Origin of the sequence: Aeromonas sp. S8(2024) (genome assembly GCF_041403085.1) — a bacterium.
GTDB lineage: Bacteria > Pseudomonadota > Gammaproteobacteria > Enterobacterales > Aeromonadaceae > Aeromonas > Aeromonas dhakensis.
Genome location: NZ_JBGLRF010000006.1, coordinates 243,761 through 264,703 on the forward strand (window position 1 = coordinate 243,761; position 20,943 = coordinate 264,703).

Below are 20,943 nucleotides of genomic sequence, written 5' to 3' on the forward strand. Positions count from 1 at the left end.
GCAGCACATCCAACGGCGGATTCTGGTACAATGCGCGCCCTTGCGCCCGGCGCAGCCCGTTTTCTCCCATATAGAGTCCTTTTGTGAACAACGAATTTAGCAGCCTGAACCTCTCCCCCGCCCTGCTCGAGAACCTCGCCAGCCTGGGTTATCTGCAGATGACCCCGATCCAGGCCCAGAGCCTGCCCCTGGTACTCGACGGCAAAGACTTGATCGCCAAGGCAAAAACCGGCAGCGGCAAGACTGCGGCCTTCGGCCTCGGCCTGCTCTCCCGCCTCGACGTCAACCGGCTCGAGGTACAGGCGCTGGTGCTCTGCCCGACTCGCGAGCTGGCGGATCAGGTTGCCACCGAGATCCGTCGTCTCGCCCGCACCCTGCCCAACGTCAAGCTGGTGACCCTGTGCGGCGGCACCCCGACCGCACCGCAATCGGCCACCCTGAGCTTCGGTGCCCACATCGCCGTCGGCACCCCGGGCCGGATCCTCAAGCACCTGGAGCAGGGCACCCTGGCGCTCGACAGCCTCAAGACGCTGGTGCTGGACGAAGCGGATCGCATGCTGGACATGGGCTTTGGCGAAGACATCAACCGGGTTATCAGCCACGCCCCGCGCGACCGCCAGACCCTGCTCTTCTCCGCCACCTATCCGGAGGGGATCGCCCAGATGAGCCGTGGCGTGCAGCGCAACCCGGTGGAGGTGAGCGTGGAGTCCCTGCACGAGGAGAGCGCCATCGAGCAGAAGCTGTATGAAGTGCCGGCCGGTCAGCGCCTCGAGGCCCTCGGCTGGCTGCTCAGCCACTATCAGCCGGGCTCCTGCGTGGTGTTCTGCAACACCAAGCGCGCCTGCAACGACGTGGCCGATCATCTGGCCGCCAAGGGCTTTTCGGCGTTGGCGCTGAACGGCGATCTGGAGCAGCGCGAGCGGGATCAGGTGCTGGTGCGCTTCGCCAACGGCAGCGCCACCATACTGGTGGCCACCGACGTGGCGGCCCGCGGGCTGGATATCAAGGAGCTGGGCGCCGTCATCAACTACGAGCTCACCTATGACCCCGAGGTGCACGTGCACCGCATCGGTCGTACCGGCCGCGCCGGCCAGCAGGGCCTGGCCCTGAGCCTCTATCAGCCGAACGAGGCCCAGCGCGTCAACATCATCGAGGAGTACCAGCAGGCCCCGCTGCCGCTGGGGGATCTCGATGCCATCGGCCGCGCCATCAAACCCATAGCCCCGCAGATGGTGACCCTCTCCATCGATGCGGGCCGCAAGAGCAAGGTGCGCGCCGGTGACATCCTGGGCGCCCTGACCGGCGAAGGCGGCATTGCCGGCAGCGATGTGGGCAAGATCCAGATCGCCGAGCAGTACTCCTACGTGGCGGTCAAGCAGGGCGTGGCCAAGGCTGCGCTCAAGCGACTGCAGGAAGGCAAGATCAAGGGGCGCAGCTACCGTGCCCGCAAACTGGGCTAAGGTTCAGACCACAGGCGCCCCAGCGGCGCCTGTTTCATATTTATCCGTGCCCATGAGAACAAGGCAGGTGCCATGACGACCCCAGATGTGAGCTGCCAGAACTGCGAGGCCTGCTGCTGCCGCCTCGAGGTGATGCTGTTTACCGATACCGGCGTGCCGGATCGCTATGTGGAAGAGCGGGAAGGCGAGGTGCCGGTAATGCACCGGCTGGAAGATGGCTGGTGTGCGGCGCTCGATCGCAACACCATGATGTGCCGCATCTACGAGGTACGCCCCCTGATCTGTCGTGAGTTCGAGATGGGTGAACCGGACTGTATCGACGAACGGGACAAGTGGTTTATCAAGCTCGAGTGAGCCGCCCCTCGATCGCACTCACCGCGATGATGTGCCGCATCCATGAGGTGCGCCCCCTGATCTGCCGGGAATTCGAGATGGGTGAGCCGGACTGTATCGACGAACGGGACAAGTGGTTTATCAAGCTCGATTGAGCCGCCCCTCGATCGCACTCACCGCGATGATGTGCCGCATCCATGAGGTGCGCCCCCTGATCTGTCGTGAGTTCGAGATGGGTGAGCCGGACTGTATCGACGAGCGGGACAAGTGGTTTATCAAGCTAGATTGAGCCGCCCCTCGATCGCACTCACCGCGATGATGTGCGGTCAGACTAGCCCGGCCAGTTGCTGCTCCAGCCAGTGCAGCGCCTCGTCGGTCTGCTCGAAGTAACGGATCCCCTGAAACGGCAAGCCGCTGAACACCTGATCCGCCAGATACTGCTTGAAACTGCCCGCCAGCACCACCGCCAGAAAGGCGCAGCCGTTGTTGGCGCACCACTCGAACTGACGGCGAAAACGGGCAAGCACCTCGGGCCCTGCCGCCTCGAATTCGGTCGCCACCTCGACTATGCCCCAGGGCCCGGCACTCAGGCTGGCGATCTGCTGGCTGAACTGCGCCTCATAGGCCATGGCCCCCGCCAGATTGAAGGGGCCGCTCGGCCGGCAGATCAGCACCTGGCCCTGTCGCTGCATCTCGAAATGGCCGTGGGGTCGCAACTTCACGTCTGCCTCCTTCCCTGGATTCTTCGCCGTGCAAGCACTCTCTTATGTTGCAACAAGGTAATGATCTCTCTGCCAAAAGTCCATTTTGACAGGTTCGCCCAGAGGGGTTTGCGCCACCTTCTGACCGGCGGCAAACCGGTTCTGCGTGCACTCGGCTACCTCCACGGCCAGCCCTCATGTTCTGTTGCAGTTAATAAAACGTTGCTGTTATCATCCGCGCCGCCACCAACATTCCACCAACTGAAACGTTAATTCACGGCGCAAGGAACAGAGATGAAAAATCGGGACGCGAACCACTATCAGCGCATCTGGCGCTGGCACTTCTATGCGGGTCTCTTCGTCGCCCCCTTCCTGATCCTGCTCTCGCTGACCGGGATCGTCTATCTGTTCAAGCCCCAGCTCGACAACCTCATGTATCCCGAGCTGATGAAGGTCGCCTCCGTCAGCCAACCGCTCAGCGCCGACCAGCTGCTGGTAAAGGCGATGGCGGCCATGCCGGACGCCAGCCTGAGCAAATACCTGCCCCCCACAGGCCCGGAGGCCAGCGCCCAGTTCATCGTCCGCCAGGGGGGCAGCGAGCTGACCCTGTTCCTCGATCCCGCCAGCGGCGCCCTGCTCGGCACCATGGACAACAAGTGGAATCTGCAGGCGGTGGCGCGCGCCCTGCACGCCGATCTGCTGCTCGGCACCACCGGAGATAGGCTGATCGAGCTGGCCGCCGGCTGGGGAATCGTGCTGCTCATCAGCGGGCTCTATCTCTGGTGGCCACGCAAGGGACCAGGGGTTGGCGGCATCCTGTGGCCGCGCTGGAGCCAGTGTGGCCGGCTCTGGTGGCGCGACCTGCACGCCGTGGTCGGCTTCTGGGGCGCCGGTTTCCTGCTGCTGCTGCTCTTGAGCGGCATGACCTGGACCGGTTTCTGGGGCGATCAGTTTGCCGCCGTCTGGAACCGCTTCCCGGCCGCCATGTGGAACGAGGTGCCCAAGTCGGCACCCCTGGCCCGCAGCCTCAACCATGCCCACCAGCAGACCGTGCCTTGGGCGGTGGAGAACACCCCCATCCCCAGCTCGACCGAGCCCAAGGCCCACGACCACAGCGCCATGGGACACGGTGGTGAGCACGACGGCATGGTGATGGCGGAGCACCGCATCCCGCTGCAGCAGGTGGTGGAGATCGCCGCCGCACGCCGGGTCACGCCGGGCTACAGCATCACGCCGCCGGCCGGGGCGAGCGGTGTCTACACCATCGCCATCTCTGCCGATGATCCGCGCAACGACGCCACCCTGCACATCGATCAATACAGCGGCAAGGTGCTGGCGGACGTGCGCTGGCAGGACTACGGTCCGGTCGCCAAGACTGTGGAAACCGGCGTCATGCTGCACATGGGCAAACTCTACGGCTGGCCGCATCAGCTCGCCATGCTGCTCATCTGCCTGCTTGTGTTGCTGAGCTCGGTGAGCGGGCTCTGGATCTGGTGGAGCCGTCGTCCGCAGGGCCGCCTCGCCGCCCCGCCGCTGCCGGCCACCCTGCCCCCCATGCGCGGTGCCCTTTCCCTGCTGATCCTGCTCGGCATCTGCTTCCCGCTGGTGGGCGGCTCCATGCTGGTGATCTGGCTGCTGGACAGCCTGCTCTTCGCCCGCCGTCGGGCGCCCAGGCTGGCACGGGCCAGCTAGTTGCAGGCCTGCGTTACCTCATGCACCAACCAGCGGGCTCCCGAATGGGAGCCCGCTGGTTTTCAACCCGTCTTTACTCCTGCTCCACCAGCTGGAGGATCTTCCTCGCCTTCTCGAAGTGATCGAGGCGCTGGGTCTGGATCCACCAGGTCGCCGCCTCCATCAGCAGCTCGGGGTCGTCATTGCGGTTGGCAAAAAACGCATAGAAGGAGACGCCGACCGTCTCCCCCTTCTGGGCAATCTTCTGCTGGCACACCTGGATGATTTTCTGCTTGAGCGAGTCGCGCATGGCGGCCCTCCTGGCCGATGAGTGAATGGCCGGACAGCATACCCCAACCAGCAAAAAGGCTCCCCTGCGGGAGCCTTTCTTCATTGCCAGACAAGGTCGTCAGGATAGCGCCAGCCCGATGGAGAGCAGCAGGCTGTAGAGGAAGGCGCTGATGGCGGTCTTCTTGAGCGAACCGGTCAGCACCTCGCCATCGAAGCTCTGGCGCAGGGTTCTGGCGGCATCGGTGAGCGGCTTCATGGCGGGCAGGAAGATCCAGGGCCAGAAGCTGGCAGGCTGGGTCAGGATGAAGGCGATGGTCGCCAGCAGCGCCGCTCCCAGCAGCACCCAGTGATAGGCGATGGCCCGGTTGCGGCCGAGCCGCACCGCCAGGGTGATCTTGCCGCTGGCGGCGTCGGTCTCGATGTCGCGCACATTGTTGATGTTGAGCACCGCGGTGGCCAGCAGGCCGCAGGCGGTGGCCGGCAGCAGCAGATCCCACTGCAGGGTCTTGGTGAACAGGTAGTAGGAGCCGAGTACCCCCAGCAGACCGAAGAAGAGGAACACCGAGATGTCGCCGAAGCCGCGATAGCCGTAGGGGGTCTTGCCCACCGTGTAGGTAACGGCGGCCACGATGGCGGCACCGCCCAGCAACACGAAGGTGAGGATCTGCAGCCACTGATCGCCGAAGGCGCAGCCCAGCAGGGCGAGGCCGCTGACCACGGCGGCCAGCGCGGTCAGCGCCATGGCCACGCACATCTGCTTGCGGGTGATGAGGCCGGAGACCACGGCGCGCTGGGGGCCGATCCGCTCGCCATTGTCCGCCCCGGATACTGCATCCCCATAATCGTTGGCCAGATTGGAGAGGATCTGCAGCAGAATGGCGGTCAGCAGGGAGAGCGCCATGATGGTGCCGTCGAAGGCGCCGCGGCTGGCCGCCAGCCCGGATCCCAGCAAAATGGAGGAGCACGCCAGCGGCAACGTTCGCAAACGCGCCGCCAGCAACCAAATAGATAAGGTATTTGTCATATTGTGATGGCCAAACAATCAGATATTGATCGTGTTAAGGGTTATCGAACCGGATTTCGGTATACTTGGCCCCTCGGGAGTTGGCTCCCCGGGCGATTTACATGGACGAATGGGCAGATAATATATAGGAATAATCGCTCCTTTGGCATAAACCAACGGCATCCTTCTGCAGGATGGACCGTCACTATCGGCTCATAGACGAAATCCATGTTGGCTCAGACCCATATCAAGCAACAACTGGACGCCCTGCGTCATGGCAATGCCAGCGGCTTCGTGCGACTGCGCGTCGCGCTCGAGGTTCGCTCCTTTCTGGGCTGGCTGGCGGCGCAGACTCTCTATCCCCGCATCTATTGGCATGCCAGAGGACAGGACAAACCCGAATACGTGGCGCTGGGCTGCCTGCGCGAGCTGACCGAGCCCAGGGCGATCCGCCAGGTCTGCGAGCACACCAGCCAGCCCCATGACGACAGCCCCCGCTACTATGGCGGACTGGCATTCGACCCGACCCAGCCCGGCTGGCAGGGGTTCGGCCCCTGTCGTTTCGTGCTGCCCCGCATCGAGCTGGTGCGCCGTGGCGAGTGCGTCACCCTCTGCCTCAACCTCTGGCTGCCGGAGCAGACCGGCGGCGATGCCTTTGAGGCCGAACTGCAGGCCGCCGCCGCCGCCCTCGACGCCCTCCAGCCGGAGGCGCCCCTGCCCCCGCTGGCCCGCCACCCATGGCAGCGGGAAGATTGCCCGAGCCAGCCCCAGTGGCAGACCCTGGTCGAGCAGGTGACCGCCCCCGACTTCCAGGCCCACACCCCTAAGGTGGTGCTGTCGCGCCAGAGCCGGCTCACCCATGAGGGCGCGACGAATGCCACCGATCCGCAGGCCGTCGTCCCCTGGTCGCTGCTGGCCCGCTGGGCACAGCACGGTCAGGACTGCTTTCACTTCGGCTTCCAGTTTTCCCCCGAGCAGAGCTTCATCGCCTGCTCCCCCGAGCGACTCTATCGCCGCGAACAGCAGCACCTCTTCACCGAGGCGCTGGCGGGCACCATCCGCCGCTCCGGCGACGAGGCGACCGACGCTGCACTGGCCGCCGAGCTGCTGGCCGACAGCAAGAACCGGCTGGAAAATCGGCTGGTGCACGCCGACATCCTCAGCCGGCTGGCGCCGCTCACCACGGATGCCACTCTGACCGAGCCGCGCATTCTCAAACTGCGGCTGCTGCAGCACCTCAAGTGCGACATCGAGGCCGAACTCAAGCCCGGCGTCTGCGACTGGCAACTGCTGGAGGCGCTGCACCCCACCCCGGCGGTGGGCGGCGCTCCGCGCGAGGCGGCGCTGGCCTTCATCCGTGAACGCGAGCCCTATGATCGCGGCTGGTATGCCGGCGCCTGCGGCATGCTGAGCCGGGAGACCTCCGAGTTCTCGGTCGCCATCCGCAGCGCCCGCATCACGGCGCAGGCCATTACCCTGTTTGCCGGCGCCGGTATCGTCGCGGGATCCGAGCCTGCCGCCGAGTGGGCCGAACTCGACAACAAGATCGCCAATGTGCTCTCCCTGCTGGGATAGCGTTTCTCATCGACTCCTCACCACGAGAGCCTCATGTCTGCCAGCCAAGCGTTCGCCAGTCACCATGCCACCTTCAATCACGTCTGGTCTTCCCTCTTGCTGGAGGAGCTCTTTCGCCTCGGCGTGCGCGATATCGCGCTGGCCTCCGGCTCCCGCTCGGCACCGCTCACCATGGCTGCCGCCGCGCACCCCGGCTTTCGCCGCCATCTGCACTTTGACGAGCGCGGCCTCGGCTTCATGGCGCTGGGGCTGGCCAAGGGCAGTGGCCGCCCGGTGGCGGTGATCATGACCTCGGGCACCGCGGTGGCCAACCTCTGGCCGGCGGTGGCCGAGGCCCAGCTCACCGGCGTGCCGCTCATCATCCTCTCGGCCGACCGGCCGCCCGAGCTCATCGACAACGGGGCCAACCAGGCCATCGACCAGCAGGGGATCTTCGGCCGCTACCCCGTCTATCAGCAGAACCTGCCGACCCCCACCGCCACCATCCCGGCCGCCTTCGTGCTGAGCTCGGTGGATCAGGCGCTGGCCCAGCAGGCGCGCACGCCGGGGCCGGTGCACTTCAACTGCATGTACCCCGAACCCCTCTATCCGGGCGATGAGTACCTGGATTTCTCCGCCTACCTGGCCCCCCTCGGCGACTGGCTTCACTCGTCCGAGCCCTGGAGCCCCTGGCAGCAGGCCGAGGCCCCCTGCCCCCGTCAACCCGACTGGGACGAGCTGCAGGGCAAGCGCGGCCTCATCGTCGCCGGCCGCATTCAGGATCCCGCCCAGGCCAAGGCTGTCGCCGCCCTGGCCGAGCGGCTCGGCTGGCCCCTGCTGGCCGACCTGCAGAGCCAGTTGCGCTTCGATGGCCGCAACCTGGTGCACGCCGATCTCGCCCTGCAGCACAGCGGCTTCGTGGCCGAACTGGCCCGCGCCGAGGTGCTGCTGCAATTTGGCGCCCGTCTCATCTCCAAGCGGCTCGGTCAGTTCATCAAGCAGCACTCCTGGCAGGATTACTGGCTGGTGGATCCGCAGCCGGCCCGACTCGACCCGGACTACCGGCTGCGCCGCCGCCTGCTGTGCGAACCCGGCGCCTTTGCCGCCGCCCATCCGGTGGCGCATTCGCACCTGCCCTGGCACCGGCTGGCGGAGCGCCAGCAGTCCGTCAGCCAGCAGGTGCGCAGCGCCTGCGAGCGCTTCTCCGAGCTCGGGGTGTGCCATCGCCTGAACCAGCTGATCAGGGGCCAGCTGTTCGTTGGCAACAGCATGCCGGCCCGGCTGATGGACATGCTCGGCGAGGCGGGCAAGGGCCCCAGCCGGGTGATGACCAACCGCGGCGCCTCCGGCATCGACGGCCTCATCGCCACCGCTTACGGCTTCGCGCAGTCGATCGAGCCGGACAGCGACGAGCCCACCACCCTGCTGCTCGGGGATCTCAGCGCCCTGCACGATCTCAACAGCCTGGCGCTGCTCGGCAAGGCGAGCCGGCCGCTGGTGGTGATCCTGCTCAACAACGACGGCGGCAGCATCTTTCGCATGCTGCCGGTGCCGACCCAGGACGCACTGCTGGAGACCTACTACTGCCTGCCCCACGGCCTGCACTTCGAGCACGCCGCCGCCATGTTCGGCCTCCACTATCGGGCGCCGGCCACCCTCGCCGACTTTGAGCGGGACTACGCCGCCGCGCTGGAAAAGGGGGTAACGCTGATTGAAATCAAGGTCCCCAGCAGCGAAGTCGCCGAGGATCTGAAGGCACTGGGAAGCGCGATCCGTGGCAGCTAGTGCCGAGCAGCCGACGCTGGTGCTGCTGCACGGTCTGCTCGGCGATGCCCAAGACTGGCAACCCGTGCAGGCAGCCCTGGCCGACCTCCCCAGCCTGGCACTGGATCTGCCGGGTCACGGCAGCAACCAGGCTGTGCGGGTGAGCGGTTTTGACCAGGCTCACCACTGGCTCTGCGACGAGCTGGCCACCCGCGGCATCGACCACTACCAGTTGGCGGGCTATTCGCTGGGGGGGCGGCTCGCCCTCTATCACGCCAGCCAGGCGCCGGTGGGGCTGCAGGCCCTGCTGCTGGAAAACTGCCACCCCGGCCTGCCCTCCGAAGAGCGCGCTGCGCGCCTGACCCACGACGAAAGCTGGGCCCGGCGCTTCGAGCAGGAGCCCCTGGCGAGCGTGCTGGCGGACTGGTATCGGCAGGGGGTGTTCGCCGATCTGGACGACGCTGCCCGCGCCCGCCAGTTAGCCCGCCGCCTTGGCAACGACGGCAAGGCCGTGGCCGCCATGCTGCGCGCCACCTCCCTTGGCAAGCAGCCGAACCTGGCCCCCTGGCTGGCGCAAGGCACGCTGCCGGTCACCTGGGTGAGCGGCAAGCGGGATCACAAATTCCATCAGCTGGCTTGCCTCATGGCGAGTCAGCAGAGCAAAATCAACCACTTGGAGCTGGATGGGGGCCACAACCTGCATGCCCACCAGCCTGAGGCCTTTGCCCGGCTCCTCGCGGAGTGGGTCAACCAACAACAAGAAGAGAAGCGTCATGATTGAAGCAATGACTGAAGCGGAACTCTATGCCCCCGTCGAGTGGCGTGATTGCTCCGCCGGTTACGAGGACATCCTCTATCACAAGTCCGGCGATGGCATTGCCAAGATCACCATCAACCGCCCCCAGGTGCGCAACGCCTTCCGCCCCCGCACCGTCAAAGAGATGCTGCAGGCGCTGGCCGATGCCCGCTACGACGATCAGGTCGGCACCATCATCCTGACCGGCTTCGGTGAAAAAGCCTTCTGCGCCGGTGGCGACCAGAAGATCCGTGGCGACTACGGTGGTTACCGCGATGACGAGGGCACCCATCACCTCAACGTGCTCGACTTCCAGCGCGACATCCGCACCTGCCCGAAACCGGTCGTTGCCATGGTGGCCGGCTATGCGGTCGGTGGCGGCCACGTGCTGCACATGATGTGCGATCTGACCATCGCCGCCGACAACGCCCAGTTTGGCCAGACCGGTCCGAAAGTGGGCTCCTTCGACGGCGGCTGGGGTGCCTCCTACATGGCACGCATCGTCGGCCAGAAGAAGGCCCGCGAGATCTGGTTCCTCTGCCGCATGTACGATGCCAAGCAAGCCCTCGACATGGGGCTGGTCAATACCGTCGTGCCGCTGGCGGAGCTGGAGCGTGAAACCGTGCGCTGGTGCCGCGAGATGCTGCAGAACAGCCCGATGGCGCTGCGCTGCCTGAAGGCCGCCCTCAACGCCGACTGCGACGGCCAGGCCGGCTTGCAGGAGCTGGCGGGGAATGCCACCATGCTGTTCTACATGACCGAAGAGGGTCAGGAAGGGCGCAACGCGTTCAACGAGAAACGCCGTCCCGACTTCTCCAAATACAAGCGGAATCCCTGATGACACTCGCTCTCTATCGCTACCAACTGCCTTTTACCCAGCCCCTGACCTTTCACGGCAAGGTAGAGGTGGCGCGAGAGGGCCTGCTGGTCCGCGTTGACGACGGCTGGGGGGAAATCGCCCCCCTGCCCGGCTTCTCCCGCGAGAACCTGGCCGAGGCGCAAGCCGAGGCCATCGTCTGTCTGGAACGGCTGGCGGCGGGGCAAGATATCGCCCCGCAACTCCCTTCGGTGCAATTCGGGCTGGACTGCGCCCGCCGCTGCTGGCCTGCCCAGACAGCCCCGCTGCCCGAACCCTATCCCCTTATTCAGGGCTCCCCCCAGGAGCTGCTGAAGAACTGGAAGAACTGGCTTCACAAGACCCCGAACAAGGCCAAGCTGAAGGTGGCCCGTTACCCGATGCGCGACGAGCTGGCGCTGATCCGCCTGCTGTGCGACCGCATCCCCACCCTCAAGCTGGTGCTGGACGCCAACCAGGGCTGGACCCGCGAGGAGGCCTGGGCCTTCTGCGGCCATCTGGATCCAAACCGGATCGAATATCTGGAAGACCCCTGTGCCGACTTTGCCGACATCGCCTTCGTGGCCAATCGCACCGGCATGCCGGTGGCCATCGACGAGTTGCTGGCCCAGGGCAAGCCGTGGGAGCCCATTCCCCAGCTGCGCGCCCTGGTGCTCAAGCCGACCCTGCTCGGCTCGCTGGCCCACTGCGAGGCGCTGGTAGCCCGGGCCCACGAGCTGCGCCTCAAGGTCATCGTCTCTTCCTGCTTCGAATCCGGCGTCGGTCTGAACCAGCTGTTCCATCTGGCCGGCGAATGGGCACCGGAACAGGCCCCCGGCCTGGATACCCGGCGCTGGCTGGCCGCCGATCTGCTGGACGCCGCCGGCAAACCCGATCCAAGCCTGCTGGAGCCCCTGTTTCACCACGATTGAAGGGGCCTGCATGCCACCCTTGTCTGACCATCACTCCCATCCCGAACCCTGCCCGGTACGTCACTGGGCGCGATCCGCTCCCGCTCGCATCGCCATTCACGCCGCTGTCCCGCTCACCTACCGGCAACTGGACGCCAGGCTCAACAGCCTGTGCCAGCAGCTGGCCATGGCCGGCCTGCAACCGGGAGATCGCCTCGCAGCCATGGTACGCGGTGCGCTGGAAGATGTGCTGCTGGCCTGGGCCTGCGTGCGCAGTGCCATCGTCTTCTGCCCGCTCAACCCCGCCTTTCCGCTGACCCGGCAAACGGAGCTGGCGACCCTGCTCGCCGTCAGGGCCTGCTGGTCGGCGGGCGAGATCCCGGCCGGCAGCTGGCAACCGCTAAGACTCGACTTCACCCGTGAGCTGGCGGCGGACGAAGGCGACTGCATGCTGGCGCCGGCCCGGCTCAACAACATGATCCTCACCTCGGGTTCCAGCGGCACCCCCAAGGCCGTGGTGCACCGGTTGGCCAACCACCTGGCCTCGGCGCGAGGCTCCACCAGCCAGATCCCGCTCGATGAGCATTGTGGCTGGCTGCTCTCCCTGCCGCTGTTTCATGTCGGCGGCTACGCCATCCTGTTTCGGGTCTTTCTGGCGGGCGCAGCCCTGGTGCTGGACGATCGCAGCCGCCCGCTCAGGGAGCGGCTCGAGCAGCAACCCATCACCCATCTATCCCTGGTGCCGACCCAGCTCTGGCGACTGCTGGCGCAGGGCTTCGATCCCGCTCGCACCCGGCTGCGCGAGCTGCTGCTCGGGGGGGCCGCCATCCCCCAACCGCTGGTGCACAGGCTCACCGCCATGGGGCTGGTGCCCAAGGTGAGTTACGGCCTCTCCGAGATGGGCAGCCAGGTCTGCACCGGCAGGCCAGCCGCCGCCGGCGTGGTGGGCAAGGCGCTGCCGGGGCGGGAGGTCTGCATCCGCCAGGGGGAGATCTGCGTGCGCGGCGAGACGCTGTTTGCGGGCTATTTCAAGGAAGGGGGGCTGGCGCGGCCGCTCGATGAGGACGGCTGGTTCCACACCCGCGACAAGGGGCATTTCAATGCAGATGGCGAACTGGTGGTGGAGGGGCGGCTCGACAACCTCTTCATCTCGGGGGGGGAAAACATCCAGCCCGAGACCATAGAGCAGCGGCTGGTGGATCACCCTGCCGTGGCGCAGGCGCTGGTGGTGCCGGTGCCGAGCGACGAGTGGGGGCAGAGGCCGGCGGCCTTCATCGACTGGCATGGCGAGCCGCGCCCTTATGCCGAGCTGGCGACCTGGATCCGGCAGACCCTGCCCGGCTTCATGGTGCCAGATCAGTGGCATCCCTGGCCCGATCTCGGGGGGCAACTCAAGCCGCAGCGCAGGCAATATCAGCGCATGCTGCAGGAACAGTGATCAGCCATGCGACAATTTCAGACATGGTGGAGCCATCCAAATACACACTTTATTCGAAAGAAAATGCTGGGGGCGTCAAAATACCCCTCACAGGCAGGGGGAAGTGAGAACGATTACATACACGCCCCTCTTTTTGCGTGTTTTTTGAACTGAACGAGCCGCCTGTAGTACCATATTCCCCGCCATGCATTTAAACGCAAAGGTAACTAGTTGATAGTTAAAGATATTGCTAATTTCCCATTATTTGAACAAAGACTGCATGGTGGTAAAATGCTCTCCTTGGCAGTAAGACGAGTCACACATGAGTAACAAAAATTATAAAATTGCAGAGGATATCTTTTTCTCCGCTGCAATATTCCGACTCTCGAAAGGAGACAAGGACATCAAGCTCAGCAACAAGGAAGCCGAGCTGCTCGAGATGCTGTGTGATGAGGCAGGTACTGTCATTGCCAGAAGCAAGCTGCAGGATGCCTTGTGGCCGAACCAGGACAATACCGACACCAACCTGAACCGGCAGATCCTCTCGTTGAGACGAAAGCTGGAATCATTCGGTTTGATGGATGCGATCGATACTATCCCGCGGGTGGGATATATCTTCTGCGCCCCCATTGAAGTGGCCGGAGAGACCGAGGAGGCAGTGCCGAATGAAGAAATTCAGACGGTCGCAACCGCCAATGTGCCCCAGGTCAGACGGCAATATACCCGCCGTAAATATGATCGCTATTTCAGCCCGCAGCGTATTTTGCTGGTTGCGCTCTTGCTGGCATCGCTGACCGCGCTGGTCATCAGCATATATCACTATGCCACGGCCAATACGCTGCGCACCATCAATCTTGGCCATGTTTCTCTTTATATGACCAGTGATACCGAGCAAGCATTGAAGGTAAAGATCGATGCGCTCTCATCGTTGGTCCAGAAAATTTCGCGCAAGGATGATGAACAGGTATCCCTGCTGGTAGGCAAAGAAGCCATCAGCTATTTCTCCATCGACAACAACAGTCGCCAGCTGTCAGAAAATGTCTTTTTATTGCGCAATGGTCATCCGCTTGCCGAAGAGGTGCAATGCGTTATTTCCACCATGGCCCAGCAGGGAAAGAATGTTTCCCACAACTATTACAACAATACCGACACCACAGTTCGATATCACAGTAATTGCCAGGCGCCGGACAACTGGGTTGAGCTGACCAGAAAGAACAAGTTCATTGTTACGCTGAGCCGTGAAATAGTCGTGGCAACCATTATAGCTACCGACAGCCAGGGTCAGACGCTGTTCAATCTGGATTCCGTCGGGGATCTGGAGCGAGATGATGGCGATATTTCGGTAGAGGTAAAAAATACCATCGTCAATTACATCGATCAAAAGGCATTGACCAATAACGGCATGGTGGCAACCCTGGTGGCCGCCTTGACCCCCCCTAAACAGAAAGCACAGTTTGTGCAGTTGCCGGGGGGCATTTACCTCTCCAGTTATTTGGGCGGCGTCATCAATTGGCCCAGTCTGGGTAATTCAAAGGTCATTCAGCGCAATGACTTCTGACCTTATTCATAGGCAACGATAAAGTTGGCCACGGCGGAATAATCCCCGGGCTGGATGGTCTTGGCAGCCAGCGCGTCCGGATGCGCTTCCACCCGGGCAAAGAACTGCAGCTCATTGTCTGCCGCACCGCCCAGCAGATAACCGCGGGAGGGGGTGCCCAGATCCAGCGGTGACTGGGTCACGTCATAGAGGCGGATCCCGGCGCCCTTGGCCATCCCGGCGGTAAACGCCAGCCCGCCGCTGAGCTGGGGATCCTGCGAGCCGGTAAAGGTCACCTTGGCCATACGAAAGATCCCCGGCTTGCAGTTGGTCAGCCGGATGGAGAAAGGCACCTGGACCCCGGCCCCATTGGCATAAAGCTCCTTCACGTCGACCACCCCCATCTCGACCTCCTGCTCGATGGATTCGGGAGCAATCTCGCACGGCTGATCGATGATCCGGCCATGGAGGTGGACCGTGTTGCCAAGCAACTCCAGATCATTGCTGGCACGGGGAGCTGCCGTTACCGCCAACAGCGGGCACAGCGCCAGGCCTATCCACAATGTCCGCAACATATGACAATTCCTCACTGAAATTCGGCAACTATGGTGGCGGTGGCGTAAAAGTCACCCGCAGGAATATCAGCGCCTACCGGTGTTATCGGCGCGGCAATAAAGCCCCAGTCACCAATGTTTCCTTGCATGGAAACCGGATAAAATGTATTCAAATTCAGCTGAGAACCATCCAGCTGCTTGAACTTTATGCCCAAATCGGAAATGACATTTCCACCCTGATAGCCATCCCGAGTTGTCCGCAGATAGTCTTGGTTGAAAGAGGTTGGTTTTCCAGAAATACCAAGATTGATCTTCAAGGCATCCCCTTCGAAAACACCACCGCGACATTGAAATGTCAGAGGGACCGTCTTTTCAAAATTATTCCCATCCAATCCCGAGCCTGGCAAATCACCAAATTCCACTTCAATAGTCTGCCCACCGTTAATCACGCATTCTTCCGGCACATATAAAATTGCAGATGTAATCGTAATTCGAGACATTGGCAAATTATTGAAATCTGTAGTAGTAGATCCTAGGCGGCCATACATCTCTACAACTTGACGATCCGATATTTGTACACCATTAATTATTTGTTTTCTTACACGGAAGGTCACTCGCCCACGGCTACCACTTTCGAAATTATTTATTCTTGTCTCTTTTCCTTTAGTGCAAGAGTAATTTGGGTAATCATTACTTTCATTCGGAAATGGGGCCGTAACAAACTTTTTCTTCCAACCAGCTATCCAAATTTCGACCTTCATATCCAGAAAGTCATTTAGTTTTACAAAACCATCACCGGCTTGAGGCAAGCCATCCGTCATGGTCGCCTTATAGTACACTGGAGATTGTGGAATGCTTCTATCCGGGCAGGTAACGATACCCGAATATTGCCCCCCCAAGTTCCACTCAAACGCCTTGGTAGTAAAACCAGGTTTGTTTTGAATATCAGCCTTATCCAACGATATATAGTAATCATGGGTTGGGTTGGGCGTCACATAGCCATTTGCCAATGCCGTTCCTGCAAACAGCATAAGGCTTGAACAGAAGATGGAACGTAGCATAGGCCTTACTCGCTCTTCACGGCTTTACAGGCATTGCCTGCGCACTGGTATTTGATATCCATATATCCGCCGTAGTCATTGACGTAGCTGATCACAAATTCATTGCCCAGCGCTTCCGGGATGTTGACCGTCTGCTCGGACTTGGGTGCCACCATAAAGGCGGAGAAGCCCTTGATGGCGGTTCTCCCCTTGCCCTGCGGATGGCCGAGACCTACGTAGGTGATGTAGTAGGGGGTGGGGTTGTTCACCTGCAGGGTCTTGCCCTGCTTGGTGATCAGCACCTGATCCTGCCAGATGGCGCCGCGCTCGGGCAAAATGGCCTCGGGGCGGTAGAACAGCTTGATCTTGGACTGCACGGCAATCTGCATCACGTTGCTCTTCTCGCTCTTGGGCGGGATCTCGCGCAGGTTGAAGTAATAGATCGACTCGCGATCCTTGGGTAGGCTGTCGATGGCCGGCACGCTGGCGATGCGCACGATGGACTTCTGGTTGGCATCCACCCGCTGTACCGGCGGCAGCACCACGAAGGGAGAAGAGATCTTCTGCCCCTGGGCATCTTCAATCCAGGACTGCGCCAGATAGGGCAGCTTCTGGTTCTCGTTCTTGATGTTGAGGCTGATGGACTTGGCACCACCCGGATAGACGGCGCGAGTACGGTCCAGCACGATGGCAGCGCTGACGTTGAGCGAGGTCATGCCCAGCACGGCCAGACAGGTATAAGAGAGCAGCTTTTTCATCGGTATCCCATTACTTGCAAGTGAGAGTCTTCATCGACAGATCGGTTACTTGTTGCGGTGCCACTATCTTGCACTGGCGGGCGCCGCCCCAGGAGAGTTCAAACGCTTCATTCGGTTTCACCCCGGTCAGATAGACCAGGCCATCTTCATCCACCACCGAGAGCACACGGCCGGAATCCCTGACGACGGTGGCACCAAACGGCGGCACTGAGCCATCGGACAGCTTGACGTTGGCCAGCAGCTTGAACCCTTCGGCGATTTCGAAGGCATTATACCCAATTGCCCCCTCGGTCAGGGTCCCCTGCTTGATGGCGTTCATCGCATCGATGTCGTCGCTCAGCTGATCCACGTCGACCCGGGTGTCGCTCTTGCGATAGTCGGTCATGTCGCTGATCACCGCGACGCCAAAGCGGTTGGTCACGGCGCGGCCGTTGTTGAAGGAGACGCCGGAGGTCTTGTCGGTATCCACCATCATGCGGGTGCCGCCACGACGGGTCGCCTGATGCAGGGCCGCCCCGTGCTCGGTCGCCGTCAGGCCGCCGCGCAGGCTGGCACCGACCGAGGTGTACTCGCTCTGCACGCTGTAGGCATTGAGGCTGACCGCCCCGATGTCGCTGTTGTGGTTGTAGTAACCCCGCGCCACGGCGTGACCATTGCTCTGCACGCCCGCCCCCAGCTGATAGGTGTCATCCGGCCGGCTGTAGTCCTGATAGGTGGCCAGGTGGGTCACCTTGCCGTTGGAGGACTGCACGCTGTATCCCGCGCTCTTTCTGTCCCCGATCGGCATGCTCAGGGTCAGCATGACGCTCTTGTCATCCTCGTAGTTCTCGGTCTTGGTCTTGTAGGCCGACACATAGACGGAGACATCCTTGAAGCTGCCGATGTTCACGTTCTTGTTGATGGTGAGACCGTAGCGATCCTCGGCGTCATGTTCCCAGTAGGTTCTGTGGGTGTAGTCCAGGTAGACGGTCAGCGCCTTGGCCGCATCGTCCGCCCAGAAGGTCTTGTTGGCGGTGATGGTGTAGAGCTCCTTGTCACCCCAGTTGTTGTAGTCATCGCTCGAGGTATTCTCTTTCTTCTCCAGCCGATCCTTGTTATTGAGGAACTGCGACATGGTCATGAAGTCATGCTGGGAGAAGCGATAACCGGCGAAGGTGATCGAGCTGTTGTATTCATCGAACTGCTTGGCGTAGTTCACCCGCACCGACTGGCCAATCTTGGTCGACAGGCCGGGCAGCTTGGAAATGGATTGGGTCAGGTCGGCGGAAATGGCACCGAAGGCATAGAGATCGCGACCGATACCCAGCCCTATGGAGTTGTATTCACCCGCAACCAGACTGCCGCCATAGAGCGACCAGGAGTTTGCCACCCCCCAGGAGAAATCACCGGTGACGAAGGCAGGGCCGTGCACGTCGTGCACCGAGTCCGTCTGTTCGGAAGGAGCGCCGATCGCCAGGTTGTATCTGACATAGCCGGGACGGGTCAGATAGGGCACGGTCGCCGTGTCGACCTGGAACGAGTTGACGCTGCCATCCTGCTCTTCCACCCGCACATCGAGACGGCCGCGCACCGAGCTGTCCAGCCCCTGGATGCGAAACGGACCGGCCGGTACGTTGGTCTCATAGAGGATGCGACCGGACTGGGAGATGGTCACCTTGGCATTGGTCTTGGCGATGCCGCTCACTTCCGGCGCATAGCCCTGCAGGCTCGGCGGCAGCATGCGCTCGTCGTTGGCCAGGTTGACGCCGGTATAGCGAAAACCGTCGATCAGCTGGGAGTTGAGCTGCTGCTCGCCCACCGTCAGCTTGGCGGCCATGTTCGGCAGCGGACGATAGGCATAGATGCGGTTCAGCTCGGAAGTGGTCCGATCGTTGTCGCCCCAGTAGGCATTGGCCTGATAGTCACCGCGCAGGCGCCAGGCACCGTAGTTGAACCCCAGGGTGCCGTAGCTGCTGATGTTGCGGTTGGAGTAGCCATCGCCCTCGTTGATCTGGGCGTTGATGTTGTAGTCCAGCATCATCCCCGGGATCCCTTCATCCCACTGCTCGGGCGGAATCCAGTTGGGATCGCTGTACTTCATCCACGCCTGGGGCACGGCGATGCGCAGCAGGCCATTGCCGATGTCGTTGGCGATCACCACGCCGTCCAGCGCCAGCAGGTTGGCACACTGACCGTCGTGCCAGCTGTCGATCTTGGCGATGGCCTCGTCGGTCAGCGCCAGCTTGGGGATCACCTCTTGCGGCAGGCAGGCCACCCCGCCCTTTCCCTTGCCGGTGTCGGTCTCGTAGAAGGGGATTTTCTGCAGGGGCAGCTTGTTCTTGTTGACCTCGATCTCGAGGTAGTAGTCGCCGGGCAGGATGTAGCCTTCGTCGGCAAACTGGGAGAGGTCGATCTTGGTCCGTTCGTCCAGATCGAGCGCATCAATATTAAACTCCGTCTCTGCCCATGCATGATTCGCCACCGCCATCAGGCCGGGCACGCACAGCATAAAAGCCATTTTGGAATAATGTTTTTTTCTCACAGAGTCTGATGTTGAAACGCTCATATATTTACTCTAGGAATTGCATAACGGTCTCACGTAATGAGGTATCTACACTAAGCAATTGGCTTGCTTACATATAATTGAGTTCAAACAGCGTCGTACTGTCAGGAAAAAACAGTTGACTGCTGGTCAGACCCAAATTGAATTCCAGATCACTGTTGACGATATCCGAAATAATAAAGCTCTCGCCGGACACCTTGTGATATTGGCCGTTGTTGAGAATGCCAAGCTCATCGCTCATGGCACCGCGCACGGACATGGAAATAAAAGGCAGTGATGCCTCTGCTGCTCCTTCAACCTGACAGCCGCTGATTTTCAACGTGCCCGGTTGCCTGGCCTGCAAAGGAATACTGCGCTGCACGTCCAGCGTACAGCCCGACTCGGCCAGCCCATCCGAAATCTCGTTGGCGTGGACTGATCCCGCCATCATCACCAGTTGCAGCACCATGGCTGCCATCATTGAAGTTTTCATGATCAAGGTTCGATGTGAGGAGACAGAAGGTGTGAAGTTGTGGTGGCATCAGCCACCACAACCCTGGTCACACGTTAAGGCAGTCGATTACTCGTAGGAGAGAGTAAAGTTGGTCACTGCGGTGAAAGCGCCAGCTTTCAGCGGGTAGGTGTCTTGGCTTGCATAACCTTTCAGCACGGCGCTGAAGGGCAGCTCGTTGTCACCGTTGACCAGACCGAAGGCGGCTGTCGGTTCACCCAGCACGATAGCAGCGCCAGTGCCAGGGGCGGTCATCTTGATACCGGCACCAGCGGCGTCACCACCACCAATAACCAGCAGGCTGGAATCTACCGGGTCTTTGGCACCGCTGAAGGTGACCTTGACGGCATCTTCAGTATCGGAGATTTCACAGTTCAGCAGCTTGATGCTGAACGGCTTGGAGTTGGACTCGCCACCGTTGACCAGCTCTTTGGTGCTGATCTGACCCATTTCAACTACCTGGTCAACAGACTCAGGAGCAACGGAGCAAGGAGCGTTGATGATTTCACCGTTGAAGGTGACTTTACCTGAACCGGTGTTGCCAGCAGCAAAAGCGGTGCCGCACAGCAGCATGGAACCAACACCCATAGCAACCAGAATTTTGTTAGCTTTCATTCGTTTATACCTACATTAACGTGTGTTGTACTGCATCACTCCAATCATGCTGGAGTCACGATCTTCAGTGATGCCGCGATATACTGCACAGCATGCCGGTGCCTGTTCTCTCATTAAGCCGGTGAGAGCCGGCATCAATAACTTGCTGTGCCTTTATGGTTTATCTAAATAAGCAAAAGCAGCTCACCGCATAAGGAGCAGTTCCCGCTACACCTCAACTGCACAACTACATACATCCTTGTCGTCTGTGCAGAAAGCCGTGCTCCGCTTTTGCTTGATGAACAAATTAACGACTCATATGATGCACATCAAATACATTTTGATTTTTATAAATTCTTTTATAAACACATAAAAAACAATTACTTACATCCATGACAATACATTTATGAATGCCGTAAAATAAATATCGTTCATATAGCAAACACGGATTGGATTATTTTAAATCAGACAACCTCAACCGCTTAACAGCAATTAACAAAAACACAACAACAAAATAATTCCAGATCACGTTTTTTGTTTCTTGAATACCCTTGACCTCATACATAAAACAGCTCAGGTAATCAGGTAATCAGGTAATCAGGTAATCAGGTAATCAGGTAATCAGGTAATCAGGTAATCAGGTAATCAGGTAATCAGGTAATCAGGTAATCAGGTAATCAGGTAATCAGGTA

General features: G+C 61.0%; 20 protein-coding genes. 11 read left to right on the plus strand and 9 right to left on the minus strand.

The window, feature by feature from the left end; all coding sequences use genetic code 11:
* The first annotated feature begins 83 nt into the window (after positions 1–83).
* The 3 genes from dbpA (at position 84) to ACB031_RS17135 (ending at position 1,948) form a co-directional block, all read left to right on the plus strand.
* Entirely contained in the window at positions 84–1,460 is a 1,377-nt protein-coding gene (gene dbpA, locus ACB031_RS17125; RefSeq protein WP_065018368.1) for an ATP-dependent RNA helicase DbpA, read from the plus strand.
* 72 nt (positions 1,461–1,532) lie between these two features.
* Entirely contained in the window at positions 1,533–1,814 is a 282-nt protein-coding gene (locus ACB031_RS17130) for a YkgJ family cysteine cluster protein (RefSeq protein ID WP_042051496.1), read from the plus strand.
* Positions 1,811–1,948: a hypothetical protein gene (locus tag ACB031_RS17135; RefSeq protein ID WP_156141315.1), complete on the plus strand. Its 138-nt coding sequence runs from the start codon at positions 1,811–1,813 to the stop codon at positions 1,946–1,948. The genes ACB031_RS17130 and ACB031_RS17135 overlap by 4 nt, the downstream gene beginning before the upstream one ends.
* Positions 1,949–2,119: 171 nt before the next feature.
* Here ACB031_RS17135 and ACB031_RS17140 read toward each other — a convergent pair whose 3' ends face one another.
* Positions 2,120–2,515 carry a hypothetical protein gene (locus ACB031_RS17140; protein WP_017765203.1) on the minus strand — a complete coding sequence of 132 codons (396 nt, stop codon included), beginning with the start codon at positions 2,513–2,515 and terminating at the stop codon, positions 2,120–2,122.
* Between the two features lie 273 nt (positions 2,516–2,788).
* Between ACB031_RS17140 and ACB031_RS17145 the strand changes: the two genes are divergently transcribed.
* Entirely contained in the window at positions 2,789–4,186 is a 1,398-nt protein-coding gene (locus ACB031_RS17145) for a PepSY domain-containing protein (protein WP_054543997.1), read from the plus strand.
* 73 nt (positions 4,187–4,259) lie between these two features.
* On the opposite strand, the gene ACB031_RS17150 is transcribed toward ACB031_RS17145, so the two are convergent.
* Both ACB031_RS17150 and ACB031_RS17155 read right to left on the minus strand, forming a co-directional pair.
* Positions 4,260–4,475 carry a DUF6500 family protein gene (locus ACB031_RS17150; protein WP_010635255.1) on the minus strand — a complete coding sequence of 72 codons (216 nt, stop codon included), beginning with the start codon at positions 4,473–4,475 and terminating at the stop codon, positions 4,260–4,262.
* 99 nt (positions 4,476–4,574) lie between these two features.
* A complete protein-coding gene (locus tag ACB031_RS17155) occupies positions 4,575–5,480 on the minus strand; it encodes a 1,4-dihydroxy-2-naphthoate polyprenyltransferase (protein ID WP_005308387.1) in 906 nt (301 codons plus the stop codon).
* A gap of 207 nt (positions 5,481–5,687) precedes the next feature.
* Between ACB031_RS17155 and ACB031_RS17160 the strand changes: the two genes are divergently transcribed.
* The 7 genes from ACB031_RS17160 to ACB031_RS17190 all read left to right on the plus strand — a co-directional run bounded on the left by ACB031_RS17160 (position 5,688) and on the right by ACB031_RS17190 (position 14,294).
* The gene (locus ACB031_RS17160) at positions 5,688–7,034 is read left to right on the plus strand and encodes an isochorismate synthase MenF (protein WP_213344038.1); all 1,347 of its coding nucleotides are present in this window, start codon (positions 5,688–5,690) and stop codon (positions 7,032–7,034) included.
* A gap of 33 nt (positions 7,035–7,067) precedes the next feature.
* Positions 7,068–8,798, plus strand: coding sequence for a 2-succinyl-5-enolpyruvyl-6-hydroxy-3-cyclohexene-1-carboxylic-acid synthase (gene menD / locus ACB031_RS17165; RefSeq protein ID WP_371139948.1), 1,731 nt, complete (start codon positions 7,068–7,070; stop codon positions 8,796–8,798).
* The gene (gene menH, locus ACB031_RS17170; protein ID WP_371139949.1) at positions 8,788–9,558 is read left to right on the plus strand and encodes a 2-succinyl-6-hydroxy-2,4-cyclohexadiene-1-carboxylate synthase; all 771 of its coding nucleotides are present in this window, start codon (positions 8,788–8,790) and stop codon (positions 9,556–9,558) included. Before menD ends, menH begins: the two co-directional genes overlap by 11 nt.
* Positions 9,551–10,411 (plus strand): 1,4-dihydroxy-2-naphthoyl-CoA synthase, encoded by an 861-nt coding sequence (gene menB / locus ACB031_RS17175; protein ID WP_005308376.1) that lies wholly within the window; start codon positions 9,551–9,553, stop codon positions 10,409–10,411. The genes menH and menB overlap by 8 nt, the downstream gene beginning before the upstream one ends.
* Complete coding sequence (gene menC, locus ACB031_RS17180) at positions 10,411–11,340, plus strand: o-succinylbenzoate synthase (RefSeq protein WP_201889508.1); 930 nt, start codon at positions 10,411–10,413, stop codon at positions 11,338–11,340. The genes menB and menC overlap by 1 nt, the downstream gene beginning before the upstream one ends.
* A gap of 10 nt (positions 11,341–11,350) precedes the next feature.
* Positions 11,351–12,757 (plus strand): 2-succinylbenzoate--CoA ligase, encoded by a 1,407-nt coding sequence (locus ACB031_RS17185; RefSeq protein ID WP_371139950.1) that lies wholly within the window; start codon positions 11,351–11,353, stop codon positions 12,755–12,757.
* Between the two features lie 301 nt (positions 12,758–13,058).
* Positions 13,059–14,294: a transcriptional regulator gene (locus ACB031_RS17190; RefSeq protein WP_371139951.1), complete on the plus strand. Its 1,236-nt coding sequence runs from the start codon at positions 13,059–13,061 to the stop codon at positions 14,292–14,294.
* 2 nt (positions 14,295–14,296) lie between these two features.
* On the opposite strand, the gene ACB031_RS17195 is transcribed toward ACB031_RS17190, so the two are convergent.
* From ACB031_RS17195 to ACB031_RS17220, 6 genes are all read right to left on the minus strand, one after another.
* Positions 14,297–14,848 (minus strand): fimbrial protein, encoded by a 552-nt coding sequence (locus ACB031_RS17195; protein ID WP_017785834.1) that lies wholly within the window; start codon positions 14,846–14,848, stop codon positions 14,297–14,299.
* A gap of 11 nt (positions 14,849–14,859) precedes the next feature.
* Positions 14,860–15,888, minus strand: a complete 1,029-nt coding sequence (locus tag ACB031_RS17200) for a fimbrial protein (RefSeq protein WP_005308359.1) — start codon at positions 15,886–15,888, stop codon at positions 14,860–14,862.
* A gap of 5 nt (positions 15,889–15,893) precedes the next feature.
* A complete protein-coding gene (locus tag ACB031_RS17205) occupies positions 15,894–16,625 on the minus strand; it encodes a molecular chaperone (protein WP_124250131.1) in 732 nt (243 codons plus the stop codon).
* Between the two features lie 10 nt (positions 16,626–16,635).
* Positions 16,636–19,170 (minus strand): fimbria/pilus outer membrane usher protein, encoded by a 2,535-nt coding sequence (locus ACB031_RS17210; protein ID WP_308462864.1) that lies wholly within the window; start codon positions 19,168–19,170, stop codon positions 16,636–16,638.
* A 67-nt stretch (positions 19,171–19,237) separates the two neighbouring features.
* Complete coding sequence (locus tag ACB031_RS17215) at positions 19,238–19,627, minus strand: hypothetical protein (protein WP_010635268.1); 390 nt, start codon at positions 19,625–19,627, stop codon at positions 19,238–19,240.
* A 99-nt stretch (positions 19,628–19,726) separates the two neighbouring features.
* Complete coding sequence (locus tag ACB031_RS17220; protein WP_065018377.1) at positions 19,727–20,272, minus strand: fimbrial protein; 546 nt, start codon at positions 20,270–20,272, stop codon at positions 19,727–19,729.
* Positions 20,273–20,943 lie beyond the last annotated feature (671 nt).

Bases quoted from the DNA above. Each gene is read 5' to 3' on its own strand.
- ACB031_RS17130 (WP_042051496.1), top strand. From the start codon at position 1,533: ATGACGACCCCAGATGTGAGCTGCCAGAACTGCGAGGCCTGCTGCTGC.
- ACB031_RS17145 (WP_054543997.1), top strand. From the start codon at position 2,789: ATGAAAAATCGGGACGCGAACCACTATCAGCGCATCTGGCGCTGGCAC.
- ACB031_RS17150 (WP_010635255.1), bottom strand. From the start codon at position 4,475: ATGCGCGACTCGCTCAAGCAGAAAATCATCCAGGTGTGCCAGCAGAAG.
- ACB031_RS17155 (WP_005308387.1), bottom strand. From the start codon at position 5,480: ATGACAAATACCTTATCTATTTGGTTGCTGGCGGCGCGTTTGCGAACG.
- ACB031_RS17160 (WP_213344038.1), top strand. From the start codon at position 5,688: ATGTTGGCTCAGACCCATATCAAGCAACAACTGGACGCCCTGCGTCAT.
- menD (WP_371139948.1), top strand. From the start codon at position 7,068: ATGTCTGCCAGCCAAGCGTTCGCCAGTCACCATGCCACCTTCAATCAC.
- menB (WP_005308376.1), top strand. From the start codon at position 9,551: ATGATTGAAGCAATGACTGAAGCGGAACTCTATGCCCCCGTCGAGTGG.
- menC (WP_201889508.1), top strand. From the start codon at position 10,411: ATGACACTCGCTCTCTATCGCTACCAACTGCCTTTTACCCAGCCCCTG.
- ACB031_RS17185 (WP_371139950.1), top strand. From the start codon at position 11,351: ATGCCACCCTTGTCTGACCATCACTCCCATCCCGAACCCTGCCCGGTA.
- ACB031_RS17190 (WP_371139951.1), top strand. From the start codon at position 13,059: ATGAGTAACAAAAATTATAAAATTGCAGAGGATATCTTTTTCTCCGCT.
- ACB031_RS17195 (WP_017785834.1), bottom strand. From the start codon at position 14,848: ATGTTGCGGACATTGTGGATAGGCCTGGCGCTGTGCCCGCTGTTGGCG.
- ACB031_RS17200 (WP_005308359.1), bottom strand. From the start codon at position 15,888: ATGCTACGTTCCATCTTCTGTTCAAGCCTTATGCTGTTTGCAGGAACG.
- ACB031_RS17205 (WP_124250131.1), bottom strand. From the start codon at position 16,625: ATGAAAAAGCTGCTCTCTTATACCTGTCTGGCCGTGCTGGGCATGACC.
- ACB031_RS17210 (WP_308462864.1), bottom strand. From the start codon at position 19,170: ATGAGCGTTTCAACATCAGACTCTGTGAGAAAAAAACATTATTCCAAA.
- ACB031_RS17215 (WP_010635268.1), bottom strand. From the start codon at position 19,627: ATGATGGCAGCCATGGTGCTGCAACTGGTGATGATGGCGGGATCAGTC.
- ACB031_RS17220 (WP_065018377.1), bottom strand. From the start codon at position 20,272: ATGAAAGCTAACAAAATTCTGGTTGCTATGGGTGTTGGTTCCATGCTG.